Origin of the sequence: Devosia sp. (assembly GCF_036406155.1) — a bacterium.
Lineage (GTDB): Bacteria > Pseudomonadota > Alphaproteobacteria > Rhizobiales > Devosiaceae > Devosia_A.
In genome coordinates this window covers 15,333-30,370 of record NZ_DASWVV010000065.1, presented here as the reverse complement: position 1 = coordinate 30,370, position 15,038 = coordinate 15,333, and the positions used below count along the sequence as shown (strand labels likewise).

Sequence of the window (15,038 nt, the reverse complement as noted above, 5' to 3'; positions counted from 1 at the left end):
GCCGGCGGGCGGCGCGGCGGGGTCCGCGCCTCGTCGGGATCGGGGGCGAAGATCAGCTCGCGCGCGTCCGCCGCCGGGGTTTCCGGCAGCGGCAGCAGCTTCGGGCTGGTGGAGCGCGCCGAGGTGCGCACCGGGCCGATGACGACAGGCAGCGGCCGGCGGCTCAGCGCCGGGCCGAGCGCCACGAAGTGCCCGCGCTTGAGGTCGCGGAACATCTCCGCCTGCCGGCGCTCCATCCCGAGGAGGTCGGCGGCGCGCGCCATGTCGATGTCGAGGAAGGTCCGCCCCATGAGGAAGTTGCTGGCCTCGGCGGCGACGTTCTTGGCAAGCTTGGCCAGCCGCTGCGTCGCGATCACCCCGGCGAGACCGCGCTTGCGGCCGCGGCACATGAGGTTGGTCATGGCCCCGAGCGAAAGCTTGCGCGCCTCGTCGGCGACGTCGCCCGCCACTGCCGGGGCGAACAACTGTGCCTCGTCGACCACCACCAGCAGCGGATACCAGTAGTCGCGGTCGGCGTCGAACATGCCGCCGAGGAAGGCGGCGGCGGCGCGCATCTGCTGCTCGACGTCGAGCCCCTCGAGATCGAGGACGACCGAGACGCGGTGCTGGCGGATGCGGGCGGCGATGCGGGTCAGTTCGGCTTCGCTGCGGGCGGCCTCGACGACGACGTGGCCGAACGGCTCGGCGAGGGTGACGAAATCCCCCTCCGGGTCGATCACGCATTGCTGCACCCAGGGCGCGCTCTGCTCGAGCAGGCGGCGCAGCAGGTGCGATTTTCCCGAACCGGAATTGCCCTGGACCAGCAGGCGGGTGGCCAGCAGTTCCTCGAGGTCGAGGCTGGCCGGGGCTCCGCCCGCCGCGGCTCCCATGTCGATGCCGACTTTCATGCCTCTTCCCTAGCTGATTCTGCGCGGCGCGGACTCGGCTCTACGCCAACGCCCCCGGGGATAGCTCAACCCTGGGGCTTGGCATGCCCCGTCCCGGCGACGGCAGCTGCGTCCATGCCCAGCGCGGCAAGCGCCGCGGCGACGATGCCGGCGCGGTCCAGCCCGGCCGCCGCATACATGTCGGCCTGGCTGGCCTGCTCGGTGAAGACATCGGGGATCATCAGCGGGCGGAAGCGCAGCTTGCCGTCGAGCAGGCCCGAGCGGGCGAGGAAGGTGGCGACGTGGCCGCCGAAGCCCCCGATACCGCCTTCCTCGACGGTGAGCAGCACCTGGTGCGTACGCGCCAGCCGGGCGATGAGGTCCTCGTCCAGCGGCTTCATGAAGCGGGCATCGGCGACGGTGGCACCGAGCCCCAGGGCCGCGAGCCGGTCGGCGGCGGCGAGCGTCTCGCCCAGCCGGGTGCCGTAGGAGAGGAGCGCGATCGGCCCGCCCTCGCGCAGCACGCGGCCCCTGCCGATGGCGAGCGGCGTGCCGTGCTCGGGCATGTCGACGCCCAGCCCGTCGCCGCGCGGATAGCGGAAGGCGATCGGGCCGTCGTCATGGGCGGCGGCGGTGGCCACCATGTGCCTGAGTTCGGCCTCGTCCCCGGCCGCCATCAGCACCATGTTGGGAATGGCGCCCAGATAGGCGGCGTCGTAGTTGCCGGCATGGGTCGCCCCGTCCGCCCCGACATAGCCGGCCCGGTCGATGGCGAAGCGCACCGGCAGGTTCTGGATGGCGACGTCGTGCACCACCTGGTCGTAGGCGCGCTGCAGGAAGGTCGAGTAGATGGCGCAGAACGGCTTCAAGCCCTCGCAGGCGAGCCCGGCGGCAAAGGTTACCGCGTGCTGTTCGGCAATGCCGACGTCGAAGCAGCGGGTGGGGTGAATCTCGGCGAACTTGTCGAGCCCGGTGCCCGAGGGCATGGCCGCCGTCACTGCCACGATGCGGTCGTCGCGCGCCGCCTCGTCGATCAGCGAACTGGCGAAGACGGCGGTGTAGGACGGTGCGTTGGAGGGAGTTTTGGCCTGGGCGCCGGTGATGACGTTGAAGCGGGAGACGCCGTGGTACTTGTCGGCGGATTGCTCGGCCGGGGCATAGCCCTTGCCCTTCCTGGTGACGACGTGGATGAGCACCGGGCCCTCGCCGGCGTCGCGCACGTTCTGCAGCACGTCGAGGAGATCGTTGAGATTGTGCCCGTCGATGGGCCCGACATAGTAGAAGCCGAGTTCCTCGAACAGCGTGCCGCCGGTGAAGAACGACCGGGCGAAGCCTTCGGTCCGGCGCGCGGTCTCGTGGACGATGCGCGGCAGCTTCTCGGTGATCGACCTGGCGGTATCGCGCAGGCCGCGATAGGCCCGGCCCGACACCAGCTTGGCCAGATGCGACCGCATGGCGCCGGTGGGCGGGGCGATCGACATGTCGTTGTCGTTGAGCACGACGATCAGCCTGGCGTCCATGGCGCCGGCATTGTTCATCGCCTCGTAGGCCATGCCGGCGGACATGGCGCCGTCGCCGATCACGGCGATGACGTGGCGCCGCTGCCCCTGCAGCTGTGCCGCCACCGCCATGCCGAGGCCGGCGGAGATGGAGGTCGAGGAGTGGCCGGCGCCGAACGGGTCGTAGGGGCTCTCCGCCCGGCGGGTGAAACCCGAGAGCCCGTCCTTCTGGCGCAGGGTGCGGATGCGGTCGCGCCGCCCGGTCAGCACCTTGTGCGGATAGGCCTGGTGCCCGACGTCCCAGATGAGCCGGTCGTGCGGGGTGTCGAAGACGGCGTGCAGGGCGACCGTCAGCTCGACCACCCCGAGCCCGGCGCCCAGGTGCCCGCCGGTGACCGAGACCGCATCGATGATTTCGGCGCGCAGTTCGTCGGCGAGACGGCGCAGGTCGTCGCGGCCCAGCGCCTTGAGGTCGGCGGGCGCGACGATGGCATCGAGCAGGGGGGTCTGCGGTTTCTCGGTCAACGAGCCCAACTTCGCGGCGTTCGGTTTTCGACAGCCTGACTTAGAGGCTGGCGCCGGCCAATGCAATGCGGAGGCTAGCGGGCGGCGACCAGCAGGGGGGCGGCGGAGACGAAGCGGTCGTAGGCGGGCGGCGCGCCGGTCCCGGACTCGAAGCCGAGACGCGCGGTCAGCGGCCCGAGTTCCGTGGGCTTGTCGAGGTAGCCCTCGGACTCGCTCAGCACGGCAAAGTGTCGGCTCGACATCAATACCGGGTGGACCAGCGTCTCATTGACGTGGTCGAGTTCGGGGGCCACCAGCTCCACCGGACGCGTCTCGAGGGCGTCGTTGCGCTGGCGGTTCTGGGCGAAATCGACGAGGGCGGCGGCGACGGGCGCCGGCGCGGCGGCACCGGTCAGCGCGCGGAACGTCATGTCGAACATGCCCCGCAGGCCCGGATCGCCCCCCAGCGAGGCGGTGCGGATGGCGGCCGCGTCGAGTTCGCGCGGCGGTTTTGGCGTGGTGGGCAGGGACGCGGTCGTCTCGCGTTCGATGATCATCTGCAGCGCCAGCCTGGCGCCCTCGTCCACCGGGCTTTCCGCGGCATAGGCAGTGACGAGGTTCGGCTGGCCCGTCTCGGCGGGCAGCATGCGCGGCTGCGGCGCGGGAACGTCGATGGCGGCGATGGCGGTCAGCGCCGTCGCGCCCGCGTCGGGGAGGGGCGAGCGGGTCGCCAGTCTGAGCCGCGCCGACTTGGCGGCAGGAACGGGGGCGCCTTCGGCCGCGGCGACGGCCAGCACCGGTACGGCGGCGCCGGGGCGGACCGCCGGGGTCGGGGCCACGGCAAAGGTTGTCACCGTGCGTTGGGCCGGCTCGGACAGGGCCGCCAGCTGGACATCCGCCGGCCGCTCCTTCTCGCCCTGGCCGAACAGCGTACCCAGGAGGGTCCGCGGCTTTGCGGCCGGTACCGGGGGCGCATCGAGGCTCGCCAGCATGGTCGTCGGCGCCGTGGCGGGCCGGCCGCTGCAGGGCACCGCGTGGCACTTCTTCCACTCGAGTTCGGCATAGCGGCGACCCTCGGCGGAGAGCGGCTTGCCGTCGGTGGGCAGGTGCAGGGTGCGGCCGTCCGGGAACACCTTCTTGAGCTGGGCCCTTGTCATGCGCGGCCAGGCCCTGACGGAGCCGGTGTCGACGTGCACGAACGGGCTGCCGGAGGTCGGATAATAGCCTACGCCGCCGACCTGGTAGCGCATGGCGGTTTCGCGCAGCCGGGTGAGGTTGACCCCGGGGATGAAGATGTCCATCGCCTTGCCGCGCATGTGCTGGCTGTTCTCGGCAACCCCGCTCGATTTCTTGCGCAGGGCGGCGTTGGTGGCCGGGCTGCGGTAGGACGAGACGATGTGGATCGGCTGGCTGGCGTCGACGTCGCGGTAGATCTGCCACAGCAGGTCGAACAGGGCCGGGTCCATGGTGGTCGGCTCCTTCGTCCGCCAGTCGGCGAGGAAGACGTTCATCTGCCGCAGGACGGCCTGGTCGTACTGGCCGTTGCGCCGGAAGGTGAACGTTGCGGTCTGCCCGGTATGGGTGTGGTGGAAGGTGAGCGTGCGGTCATCGCCAGCGGCGGTGACCCCCACGATAGTGGGAGGCAGCAGCACGGTCACGGCCAGAACGGCGGCCAAAGCAAGGCGCAAGCAGCGCCGCCAATGACTGGTTGGTTTCCCCGACACGCCCCGCTCGACCCATGCAACAATTACGATGCCGGGAACTCTAGCGCCAGACTCTGATACAGTCTGTTAACGCTGGAGGACCCTGCCGGTGCCTGTTGCCAGCCACCCTCGGGCGCCATTTCTAGCCAAAGATCGCGGCTGAACCAAGGCCGATTTCCTGCCCCGGCGCGAGCACCTGACCCGCCGCCGCTCCCGGCAGGGCACGCCCCCCGGGGCTATGCCCTTGCCAAAGCGTGCTGTTCCGGGCGGCGCATGTCGAAACGCCCGGCTACTCGTTGAGCAGGGTTATCAACCGCTTGTTGAGCCCGTAGACGTCGCCGTAGGAGCGGATGGTGCCGTCCTCGTCCACCCGCAGGGTGAAATAGGTGATGTGCACGGGGATGTGGGTCTTCAGGTTCACCCAACGCTCGGAACTGCCGAACATGCTCTCGAGCGAGGCGACGGTGACGTTGGGCTCGAGCGCGAGCAGCGCCCCGGCGAACTCCATCGGGTTCTGGACCCGCACGCAGCCGTGGCTGTAGGCCCGGAACGAGCGCTGGAACAGCGACTTGGACGGCGTGTCGTGCAGGTAGACGTCGTGCTGGTTGGGGAACAGGAACTTGATGCGGCCGAGGGCGTTGCCGTCGCCGGGGCGCTGGCGGATGTGGAAGTTGCGGATATTGGTGGTCGACCAGTCGATGGCGGCGGCGTTCACCACCTTGCCGCCGTACAGCACTTCCATGTTCTGACCGGCCAGGTAGCCGGGGTTGCGGGCCAGTGCCGGGGCGATCTCGTTGCTGGCGATCGAGGCGGGGACGTTCCAGTACGGGTTGACGACGATGTGCTCGATCTCGTCGAAGAACATCGGCGTCTGGTGCTTCGGGGTGCCCACCACGACCCGCGTGGTGTAGCTCTCGGTCCCGTGGTCCCTGACCCACAGGCGGAATTCGGGAATGTTCACCTGTACGTGGAAGGTGCCGAAATCGTCGGGCTGCCAGCGCCAGCGCTCCATGTTGGCGATGATGTCGTCCTTGGTGGTGGCCGAGCCGCCGTTGAGCGCGGCCACCGTTGCCGGCCCGACCACGCCGTCGGCCGTCAGGCCGAGGCTCTCCTGGAAGGCAGTGACGGCCTGGATGAGGGGGTCGTCATAGGTGATGTCGGCGGCGGCGGCGACGCCCGCCGTCTCCGGGATGTCGGGCTCGGGGACATCGAGACGCTGGCGCAGCAGGGTGACGCGCTCGTCCTTGCCGCCCGGCTTGAGCAGCGGGCCGTCGGGAATGACCACCGCCTCGTCGACGACGCTGCCGTCGTAGAACTTCGCCAGCGCTGCCTTGAGCTGCAGGAACTCGCGGTGCTTGGGCGACAGGTCGAGCAGGATCCTGTCCGGCGTGTCGCTCGCCGCCAGCCTGAGCAGCATCTCCGCCTCGTCGATCCGGCGCGGCGTGATGGTCCACAGCTTGCTCACTTCGGTCGGTGCGATGCGGCCGCCATAGGCGTCCTGGGCATAGCGCACGGCGGCGGCCGAGAACGCCGTCTCCAGCGCCGCGAGCTTGAGCGGGTCGGAACCGGCGGCGGCGACGTCGAGCGCCGGGGTCAGGTAGTCGCTGGGGCGGAACCCTTCCATTTCGGCCTGGTGGAAGACGGCGAGGATTTTCTCGGCCTTGGGCGAGAAGACGATGCCGCCGTCGTCGTCCTGGGCCAGCCACAGCGGCTCGAAATGACGGGCGCCGTAGAAGAAGTAGAGCTTCTGCGCCTGCGCGTAGGCGCGGCTGTCGCGCGCCGCGGCGACGTAGGCATCCGACAACCCGTCCTTGATGGCGCGCGCGAGGTCGGTCTGCGGGGGAGCGATGACGATGCGCGTCGCCTCGACGCCGGCAACCATCACCGTTTCCTGCGCCACGAGGCTCAGGGGGGTGGCCAGCAGGATCGCGCCGGCGATGAAAGCTGCCGTCAGTCTACGCATGCAAACTCCGTACCCGGCTGGGCTCTGTGGCGGGAATCCGCGCGCCGTCAGGGGAATCGGCGCGGCCCGGCACCCGCATGGTTTCCGCTTAGCCCACAATCCTTAACGCTGACAATTCCTCGCGATTTCGTGAAACCTGTCTGTGACGTTCGTGCAACGCCCAAGCCTACGCGGCGTCGCTTTGCAGCCCCTCGTCGAAGCCGTATTCGCGCAGCTTGCGGTACAGCGTCGAGCGGCCGATGCCGAGCGCCCGCGCTGCCCGCGACAGGCGCCCGCCATAGTGCTGCAGGGCAAAGGCAATGAGTTCTCGTTCGAGGTCGGCGAGCGCGGCGACTTCGCCGCCGGCATCGACAAAACGGTCGCGGGCGGGTTCGCGTTCCACCGCCCGGGGGCGGGGGATGACCGCGTCGATATGTACGGGCGCTTCGGCGGGCGGCAGGGCTGCCGTTACGCGCCGCGCCTCCTCGCGCCCTTCCGCCTGGGCGAGTATGAGTGGAAAGTCGGCCGGCTCCAGTTCGGTCGCGCCGGCCAGCGCCACGGCACGATAGACGGCGTTCTCCAGTTCGCGGACGTTGCCGGGCCAGTCGTAGCCGGCCAGCAGGTTCAGCGCCGAGGGGGAGAGGCCGAGGACGCGCCGGCCCGTCTCGGCGGCATCCCGGGTGATGAAATGTGCGGCGAGCGGGGCGATGTCCTCGCGGCGCTCGCGCAGCGGCGGCACGTAGATGGGCAGGACGTTGAGGCGGTAATACAAATCCTCGCGGAAGCTGCCGGCCCGGGCGAGGTTGAGCAGCCGCTGGCTGGTGGCGGCAATGACGCGCACATTGACGCGCTCGGTGCGGCCGCCACCGGCCGGCTCGATCTCGCCGTGCTGCACGGCGCGCAGCAGCTTGGCCTGTGTCGCCGGCGGCAGTTCGCCGACCTCGTCGAGGAACAGCACGCCGCCCTGGGCGGCGGCGAAGCTGCCGGCGCCGGCCGTGCCGCCCCTGCCGTGCCCGAACAGGGTCGCGTCCACGAGGTCGGCCGCGATGGCGGCGCAATCGACGATGACGAAGGGCTTGCCCGCCCGCTCGCTCATGGCCTGGATGACGCGGGCGAGCAGTTCCTTGCCGGTTCCCCGCTCCCCTTCGATCAGCACCGGCAGGGCGCTCCGTGCCGCCTTGTCCGCGAGGTTGAGGACGCGCTCCATCGCCGGCGCCTGCGTGACGATGTCGGCCGGTGTCGGCGCGCCGGCATGGCGGTTGCGCGCGCTGCGGACGACCGTCTCCAGCGCCGCGAACCTGAGCGCGTTGCGCACGGCGACGAACAGGCGGTCCGGCGTCACCGGCTTGGACACGACGTCGGCGGCGCCCTGGCGCAGGGCAGAGACGGCGGTCTCGAGCGCCGGGCTCGCGGCCTGGATGATCACGGGCGTGGCAAGCCCGGCGCGCGCCATGGCCTCCATCACCGCCATGCCGTCGAGGTCGGGCATGACGAGGTCGAGGACGACGACGCCGAGGCCAGGGTCGGCTCGCAGCGCCGCCAGCGCCTGCTGGCCGCTTGCCGCCGTGACGGCGACGTAGCCGGCCGCCCTGGCCGCCTCCGCTGTCTGCTGCAGCTGCCCCGGATCGTCGTCGACAATGAGAAGGCGCGTCATCTGGCTCCGTACCTGGTTCGGCGCCCGCCGGCGCTCGGGCCGAATCGGGCTGTGCCGTTTTGGGGCAGGATGGCGCGCGCGGGTTAAGAGGGTTTTAAGCCAGGGCGCGCCGCCGCGGCCGGCTTGGCAGCGCCGAGGCGGCTGGCTATGGTCCGGCCCCCGAGCCAAGAGCGAAAGCCACCGCCATGACCACACTGCCGCGCTCCACCGAGCTTGCCCTCGAGTCCGCCCGCAGCCAGTTCGGTACGCTGCCGGTATGGGACCTCACCGACCTCTATCCGGCCCGCGATGCCGAAGCGCTCAAGGTCGACCTCGAGCGGGCGAAGGAAGAAGCGGCCGCGTTCGAGGCCGCCTACAAGGGCAAGCTGGCCTTGCATGCCCGCCCGGGCGGCGGGCTGCTCGACGTCATCCGGCGCTATGAACACCTCAGCGACCTCATGGGCCGGCTCGGCTCCTATGCCTTCCTGCAATATGTGCGCAACACCCAGGATGCGGACAGTGCCAAGTTCATGGGCGACATGAACCAGGCGCTCACCGACCTGTCGAGCCGGCTGATCTTCTTCGGGCTCGAACTCAACCGCGTCGACGAGGCGGCGCTGGAGGCGGCGCTCGCCGAGGACCCGGCGCTGGGTCGCTACCGGCCGTGGTTCACGGAACTGCGCAAGGCCAGGCCGTATCAGCTCGAAGACCGGGTGGAGGAACTGTTCCACGAGAAGTCGATGACCGGCGCCGCGGCGTGGAACCGGCTGTTCGACGAAACCATGGCGTCCCTCAAGTTCGACGTGGAGGGCGAGCAGCTCGGGCTGGAGGCGACGCTCAACCTGCTCTCGGATCGCAACGAGAACAAGCGCGAGGCGGCGTTCCACGGCTTGTCCGGGACGCTGCACGCCAATGCGCGCCTGCTCACGCACATCACCAACGTGCTGGCCAAGGACAAGGAGATCGCCGACCGCTGGCACGGCTTCAAGGACATCGCCGACAGCCGCCACCTCGAGAACTCGGTGGAGCGCGAGGTGGTCGACGCGCTGCAGGAGGCGGTGCAGCAGGCCTATCCGCGCCTGTCGCACCGCTATTACGCCATGAAGGCGAAATGGTTCGGCAAGCCGCGGCTCGAGGCCTGGGACCGCAACGCCCCGCTGCCCTCGGCCGACGACCGCGTCTTTGACTGGGAGGCGGCGAAGACCACCGTGCTCGAGGCCTATGGCCGCTTCTCGCCGGAGCTGGTGCGCCTCGCCGAGCCGTTCTTCGAACGCGGCTGGATCGATGCCCCGGTCCGGGACGGCAAGGCGCCCGGCGCCTTTGCCCACCCGACGGTGCCCAGCGCGCACCCGTTCCTGATGCTCAACTACCTGGGCAAGGCCCGCGACGTGATGACCCTGGCGCATGAGCTGGGGCACGGCGTGCACCAGCGCCTGGCGGCGCCGCAGGGCGCCCTGATGGCGCCCACGCCGCTGACGCTGGCCGAGACGGCGAGCGTGTTCGGCGAGATGCTGACCTTCCGTTCGATGCTGGAAAAGACCACGGACGAGACGCAGCGCTTCAGCATGCTCGCCGCCAAGGTCGAGGACATGCTGAACACGGTGGTGCGCCAGATCGCCTTCTACAGCTTCGAGCGGCGCGTCCATACCGCCCGCCGGCAGGGGGAGCTCAAGACCGAAGAACTGGGCGAGATCTGGCTCGAGGTCAGCCGCGAGAGCCTCGGGCCGGCCATCCGGCTCAATGAGGGCTACGACATCTTCTGGTCGTACATCCCGCACTTCATCCATTCCCCCTTCTATGTGTACGCCTATGCCTTCGGCGATTGCCTCGTGAACTCGCTCTACGCGCAGTACGAGAAATCGAGCGACGGCTTCGCCGAGCGCTATTTCGAGCTGCTGCGCGCCGGCGGCAGCAAGCACCATTCCGAGTTGCTCGCGCCGTTCGGGCTCGATGCGCGCGAGCCCGGCTTCTGGGCGCTGGGGTTGTCCATGATCGAGCGGCTGATCGACGAGCTGGCGGGAATGCAGCCTCCCGGACCCGGGCGGCCGTAAAGGTGAGCGCATTCGTCACTGGTAAACCGGCCGCGTCGACTTGTGCGGGGCGGTGCCGCGAAGTATGAGAGCGCGGGGACCCTCCCCACCGCGCCGGGCGCGGACGGGTACGGGGCGGGGCACGCCGGTCATTGCCTTGGGGCAGATCAAGCTCGAGCGTCATGGCCTGCGCAGGCCCCGTGGGGCAACCCGGACGCGGCGCCTGCAGGCACCGCGACTGAACTTGGAGTGAACGAGGAGCCTATGGCCAAGAAACCTGCCGCTGCTGCAACCGCCGACGAGGTCTCTCCCGCGATGGACTACGCTCAGCACGAGGGCACGTACCGCGCCTTCCTGCAGCTGACGCGCTACGTCGTCGCGGGCCTGGCGCTCACGCTGCTGGCGCTCTACTGCTTCATCGAGGCGCATCAGCCGGTGCTGGGCACCGTGCTGCTGCTGGCGATCCCGGTGGGTGCGGTCTGGCTGGTGGTGACGCGCGCCCGCCGCTGACGCGCCGGCACCCATGCACTGCGCAGATCATGCGCCGGCCACCGGCCGGAACGGCCCGGTGCCCGTGACGATCAGGAGAGCTTGATGAGAATCGCGATAGTGCGCGAGCGGGCCGCGGGCGAAACCCGGGTCGCCGCGACGCCCGAGACGGTTGCCAAACTGATCGGGCTGGGCGGCGTCGTCGTCATCGAGGCGGGGGCGGGCGAAGCGGCACGCTTTCCCGACGCCGACTACAAGGCGGCCGGCGCCGAGATCGTGGCCGGCGCCGAGGCGGCGCTCAAGGGCGCCGACATCGTGCTCGCCGTGCGGCGGCCGGATGCCGCCCTCGTCAAGGGGGTGGCCAAGGGGGCGCTGGTGATCGGCATGCTGGATCCCTACGGCCACGAGGGGGAGATCGCCGCGCTGGCGGTGGCCGGGGTGACGGCGGTGGCCATGGAGTTCATGCCGCGCATCACCCGCGCCCAGGTCATGGACGTGCTCTCCAGCCAGGCCAACCTCGCCGGCTACCAGGGCGTCATCGACGCGGCCGCCAATTTCGACCGCGCCTTTCCCATGATGATGACGGCGGCGGGCACGGTGCGGCCGGCCAAGGCCTTCATCATGGGCGCCGGCGTCGCCGGCCTGCAGGCGATCGCGACCGCCAAGCGGCTGGGCGCGGTGGTTTCCGCCAACGACGTGCGGCCGGCGGCCAAGGAGCAGGTGGAAAGCCTCGGCGGCAAGTTCATTGCGGTCGAGGACGACGAATTCCGGCAGGCCGAGACTGCCGGGGGCTACGCCAAGGAGATGTCCGAGGCGTACAAGCAGAAGCAGGCCGAGCTGACCGCGAGCCACATCGCCAAGCAGGACGTGGTCATCACCACGGCGCTGATCCCGGGGCGTCCGGCCCCGAAGCTGATCAGCAAGGCGATGGTCGAGAGCATGGCGCCCGGCTCGGTGATCGTCGACCTGGCCGCCGAGCGCGGCGGCAACTGCGAACTCACCCAGCCCGGCAAGGTGGTGACCCACGCCGGCGTCACCATCGTCGGCCATACCAACGTTGCCGGCCGCGTCGCCTCCAGCGCCAGCCAGCTCTACGCGCGCAACCTGCTCGCCTTCGTCGAGACGCTGGTCGACAAGAAGGAGAAGCGGCTGGCGGTCGACTGGGAGGACGAACTGGTCAAGGCCACCGTGCTGACCCGCGACGGCGCCGTGGTGCATGCCAATATCGCCAGTGCCGCCGCGGCGGCCAAGCCGGCCGCGACCCCGGCCGCGGCGAAGCAGGCGCCCGCCGCCAAGGCCCCCGCCAGAAAGTCCGCCGCCGGCAAGCCCGCTGGCAGCAAGCCCGCTGGCAGCAAGCCCGCCGGCAAGAAACCCGCTGCAAAGGGAACGAAGTAGATGGAAACCACGGCCGAACAGGTCGCCGACGCCGCCGGCGCTGCGCTCAGCACCGCGACGGGCGGCACGATCGATCCCTTCACCTTCCGCCTCGCCATCTTCGTGCTCGCCATCTTCGTGGGCTATTTCGTCATCTGGAGCGTCACGCCAGCGCTGCATACGCCGCTGATGAGCGTGACCAACGCCATCTCCTCGGTGATCGTCGTCGGCGCGCTGCTCGCCGTCGGTGTGCACCTCGCGGCGGATGCGAGCTGGATTTCGAAGCTTTTCGGCTTCGTCGCGCTGATCTTCGCCAGCGTCAACATCTTCGGCGGCTTCCTCGTCACCCAGCGCATGCTGGCCATGTACAAGAAGAAGGGCTGATCCGATGATCGACGCCAATATCGCCGCGCTGCTCTATCTGATCGCCGGCGTGCTGTTCATCATGGCGCTGCGCGGCCTGTCGAGCCCGGCCTCGGCGCGCCAGGGCAATCGCTACGGCATGGTCGGCATGGCGATCGCCATCGTCACCACCCTGGCCGTGGCCGGCCCCAGCGATGTGCTGTCCTGGCTGCTGATCGTGGGCGGCCTCGCCATCGGCGGCGGCATCGGCGCCTGGATGGCGCGTACGGTCAAGATGACCGACATGCCGCAACTGGTCGCCGCGTTCCACTCGCTGGTCGGTCTGGCGGCGGTGTTCGTCGCCGCCGCGGCGCTGTATGCGCCCGCGGCCTTCGGCATCGCCGATGCGGCCGGCCACATCCACACGCAGGCGCTGATCGAGATGAGCCTCGGCGTTGCCATCGGCGCCTTCACCTTCACCGGCTCGGTCATCGCCTTCCTCAAGCTCGACGGGCGCATGAGCGGCAAGCCCATCCTGCTGCCGGCGCGGCACGCCATCCACATCGTGCTCGGACTGGTGCTGGTCGGGCTCGTCTACCTGTTCACGGTCACTGCCGATCCGGTCTATTTCTGGCTCATCACCATCCTCGCGCTGGCCCTGGGCGGGCTGATGATCATCCCCATCGGCGGCGCCGACATGCCGGTGGTGGTGTCCATGCTCAACTCCTATTCGGGCTGGGCGGCGGCCGGCATCGGCTTCACGCTGGGCAATACGGCGCTGATCATCACCGGCGCGCTGGTCGGCTCCTCGGGCGCCATCCTGAGCTACATCATGTGCCGGGCGATGAACCGCAGCTTCATCTCCGTGATCCTGGGCGGCTTCGGCGGCGAGACTGCCGCCGCCGGCGGCGCCGAGGAGACGCGCCCGGTCAAGCAGGGCTCGGCCGACGACGCCGCCTTCATGATGAAGAACGCCTCCAAGGTCATCATCGTGCCCGGCTACGGCATGGCCGTGGCGCAGGCCCAGCACGCGGTGCGCGAGATGGCCGACCTGCTCAAGCAGGAAGGCGTCGAGGTCAAGTACGCCATCCATCCGGTCGCCGGTCGCATGCCGGGGCACATGAACGTGCTGCTGGCCGAGGCCAACGTGCCCTATGACGAGGTGTTCGAACTCGAGGACATCAACTCCGAGTTCCGGACCGCCGACGTCGCCTTCGTCATCGGCGCCAACGACGTCACCAACCCCTCGGCCAAGACCGACAAGACCTCGCCGATCTACGGCATGCCGGTGCTCAACGTCGAGGACGCCGGCACCGTGCTGTTCATCAAGCGCGGCATGGCCGCGGGCTACGCCGGGGTGCAGAACGAACTGTTCTTCCGCGACAACACCATGATGCTGTTCGGCGATGCCAAGAAGGTCACCGAGGAGATCGTCAAGGCGTTCGCCTGACCGGTTCCGGGAGCCGGGGCCGGTCACATCGGTGTGCGTTCTTGCGCGGCAAGGCGGGGGCGCGCATGTGTTGGGCACGCCGCTATGGAGTCCCGCATGCAAGAGCTCAAGGTCGACCTGTTCACCGACACGGTATGCCCGTGGTGCCTGATCGGGGCGGCCCGGCTCGACCGGGCGATCGCCGCGCTGCCCAAGGACGTCGTGGTCGACGTCGAGAACCATCCGTTCTATCTCGACCCGGAGACCCCGGCCGAGGGCCATGTCGTCGCCGACATGCTGCGCGAGAAATACGGGCGCGAGCCCCGGGAGATGTGGGACCGCGTCGAGGGGGAGGCGCGGGCCTCTGGGATCGACCTCGACCTGTCGCGGCAGCCGCGTTCCTATCCCACGGCGAAGGGCCACACTTTGGTGCGGCTGGCACGGGTCAAGGGCACCCAGCACGCCTTGGCCAACGCCATCATCTGGGCCTATTTCATGGAACACCGCCAGATCAACGACGACGAGGTGCTCGCCGACATCGCCGTCCGCTTCGGCTATGCCCGCGAGGAGGCGCTGCAGGTGATGGCCGATCCGGATGCGCTCGGCGAAACCCACGATCTCGCCGTCGCCGCCGCCCGGCAGGGGATCCGGGGTGTTCCGTTCTTCGTCTTCAACCGGCGCTACGCGCTGTCGGGCTGCTATCCGCAGGACGCCTTCGACCGCGTGCTGCGGCAGGTGCTCGCCGACGCCGACGCGGCGTAACCGGCGCGGAAAAAGAAAAGAGCCGTCGAAACGGCTCTCGAAAGTTAACAGGGAGGCGTCAAACAGAGGGAGAAACCACTCTGCAAATCCAGAGAACTGGATGAATCGAAAGTTACCGCAGAGAGTTTAATTGAAGGTTAATGATTCCGGTTCGCTTAACCTTGAAAAACTCTCACCACGTTAGCGGAGTCTGCGCGGCGGGCGTCGGAACGCCGCTGTCGCCCCCGGGGGCGCCGGCTTTGAGGGGGCGGACTCAGCGCTTGAACAGCGAATCGGCGGCCGCCCTGGTCTGGTGGCGCGCGGCAATGGCCTGGCGCAGCCGGGCGATCTCCCCCTCGAGCAGGCCGATGCGCGCCTCGAGTTCTTCCACCGACATGGCGTCGATCGGCATGCCGACCTCGTGGGCCTTGGGCCGCTTCACCTCGTCATCATCGAACATCGGCGTCCTCCCGCGCTGGTCACGGC

General features: G+C 69.4%; 12 protein-coding genes. 6 read left to right on the top strand and 6 right to left on the bottom strand.

The window, feature by feature from the left end:
• From VGD93_RS04185 to VGD93_RS04165, 5 genes are all read right to left on the bottom strand, one after another.
• On the bottom strand, positions 1-887 hold an 887-nt coding region (locus VGD93_RS04185), incomplete at its 3' end, for a helicase HerA domain-containing protein (RefSeq protein ID WP_395009484.1).
• 65 nt (positions 888-952) lie between these two features.
• Entirely contained in the window at positions 953-2,890 is a 1,938-nt protein-coding gene (gene dxs, locus VGD93_RS04180; RefSeq protein WP_395009482.1) for a 1-deoxy-D-xylulose-5-phosphate synthase, read from the bottom strand.
• Positions 2,891-2,964: 74 nt separating this feature from the next.
• Positions 2,965-4,557 (bottom strand): DUF882 domain-containing protein, encoded by a 1,593-nt coding sequence (locus VGD93_RS04175; protein ID WP_395009480.1) that lies wholly within the window; start codon positions 4,555-4,557, stop codon positions 2,965-2,967.
• A gap of 304 nt (positions 4,558-4,861) precedes the next feature.
• The gene (locus tag VGD93_RS04170) at positions 4,862-6,535 is read right to left on the bottom strand and encodes a L,D-transpeptidase family protein (protein ID WP_395009478.1); all 1,674 of its coding nucleotides are present in this window, start codon (positions 6,533-6,535) and stop codon (positions 4,862-4,864) included.
• A gap of 166 nt (positions 6,536-6,701) precedes the next feature.
• The gene (locus tag VGD93_RS04165; RefSeq protein WP_395009476.1) at positions 6,702-8,168 is read right to left on the bottom strand and encodes a sigma-54-dependent transcriptional regulator; all 1,467 of its coding nucleotides are present in this window, start codon (positions 8,166-8,168) and stop codon (positions 6,702-6,704) included.
• A gap of 185 nt (positions 8,169-8,353) precedes the next feature.
• On the opposite strand from VGD93_RS04165, the gene VGD93_RS04160 reads away from it, so the two are divergent.
• From VGD93_RS04160 to VGD93_RS04135, 6 genes are all read left to right on the top strand, one after another.
• Positions 8,354-10,198, top strand: a complete 1,845-nt coding sequence (locus VGD93_RS04160) for a M3 family oligoendopeptidase (RefSeq protein WP_395009474.1) — start codon at positions 8,354-8,356, stop codon at positions 10,196-10,198.
• Positions 10,199-10,441: 243 nt separating this feature from the next.
• Positions 10,442-10,687, top strand: a complete 246-nt coding sequence (locus VGD93_RS04155; RefSeq protein WP_395009472.1) for an aa3-type cytochrome c oxidase subunit IV — start codon at positions 10,442-10,444, stop codon at positions 10,685-10,687.
• Positions 10,688-10,771: 84 nt separating this feature from the next.
• The gene (locus VGD93_RS04150; protein ID WP_395009470.1) at positions 10,772-12,061 is read left to right on the top strand and encodes a Re/Si-specific NAD(P)(+) transhydrogenase subunit alpha; all 1,290 of its coding nucleotides are present in this window, start codon (positions 10,772-10,774) and stop codon (positions 12,059-12,061) included.
• The gene (locus VGD93_RS04145) at positions 12,062-12,424 is read left to right on the top strand and encodes a proton-translocating transhydrogenase family protein (RefSeq protein ID WP_395009468.1); all 363 of its coding nucleotides are present in this window, start codon (positions 12,062-12,064) and stop codon (positions 12,422-12,424) included.
• 4 nt (positions 12,425-12,428) lie between these two features.
• Positions 12,429-13,832 carry an NAD(P)(+) transhydrogenase (Re/Si-specific) subunit beta gene (locus tag VGD93_RS04140; protein WP_395009466.1) on the top strand — a complete coding sequence of 468 codons (1,404 nt, stop codon included), beginning with the start codon at positions 12,429-12,431 and terminating at the stop codon, positions 13,830-13,832.
• Positions 13,833-13,928: 96 nt separating this feature from the next.
• A complete protein-coding gene (locus VGD93_RS04135; RefSeq protein ID WP_395009464.1) occupies positions 13,929-14,573 on the top strand; it encodes a DsbA family oxidoreductase in 645 nt (214 codons plus the stop codon).
• Positions 14,574-14,826: 253 nt separating this feature from the next.
• On the opposite strand, the gene VGD93_RS04130 is transcribed toward VGD93_RS04135, so the two are convergent.
• Positions 14,827-15,012, bottom strand: coding sequence for a DUF1192 domain-containing protein (locus tag VGD93_RS04130; RefSeq protein WP_395009462.1), 186 nt, complete (start codon positions 15,010-15,012; stop codon positions 14,827-14,829).
• Positions 15,013-15,038 lie beyond the last annotated feature (26 nt).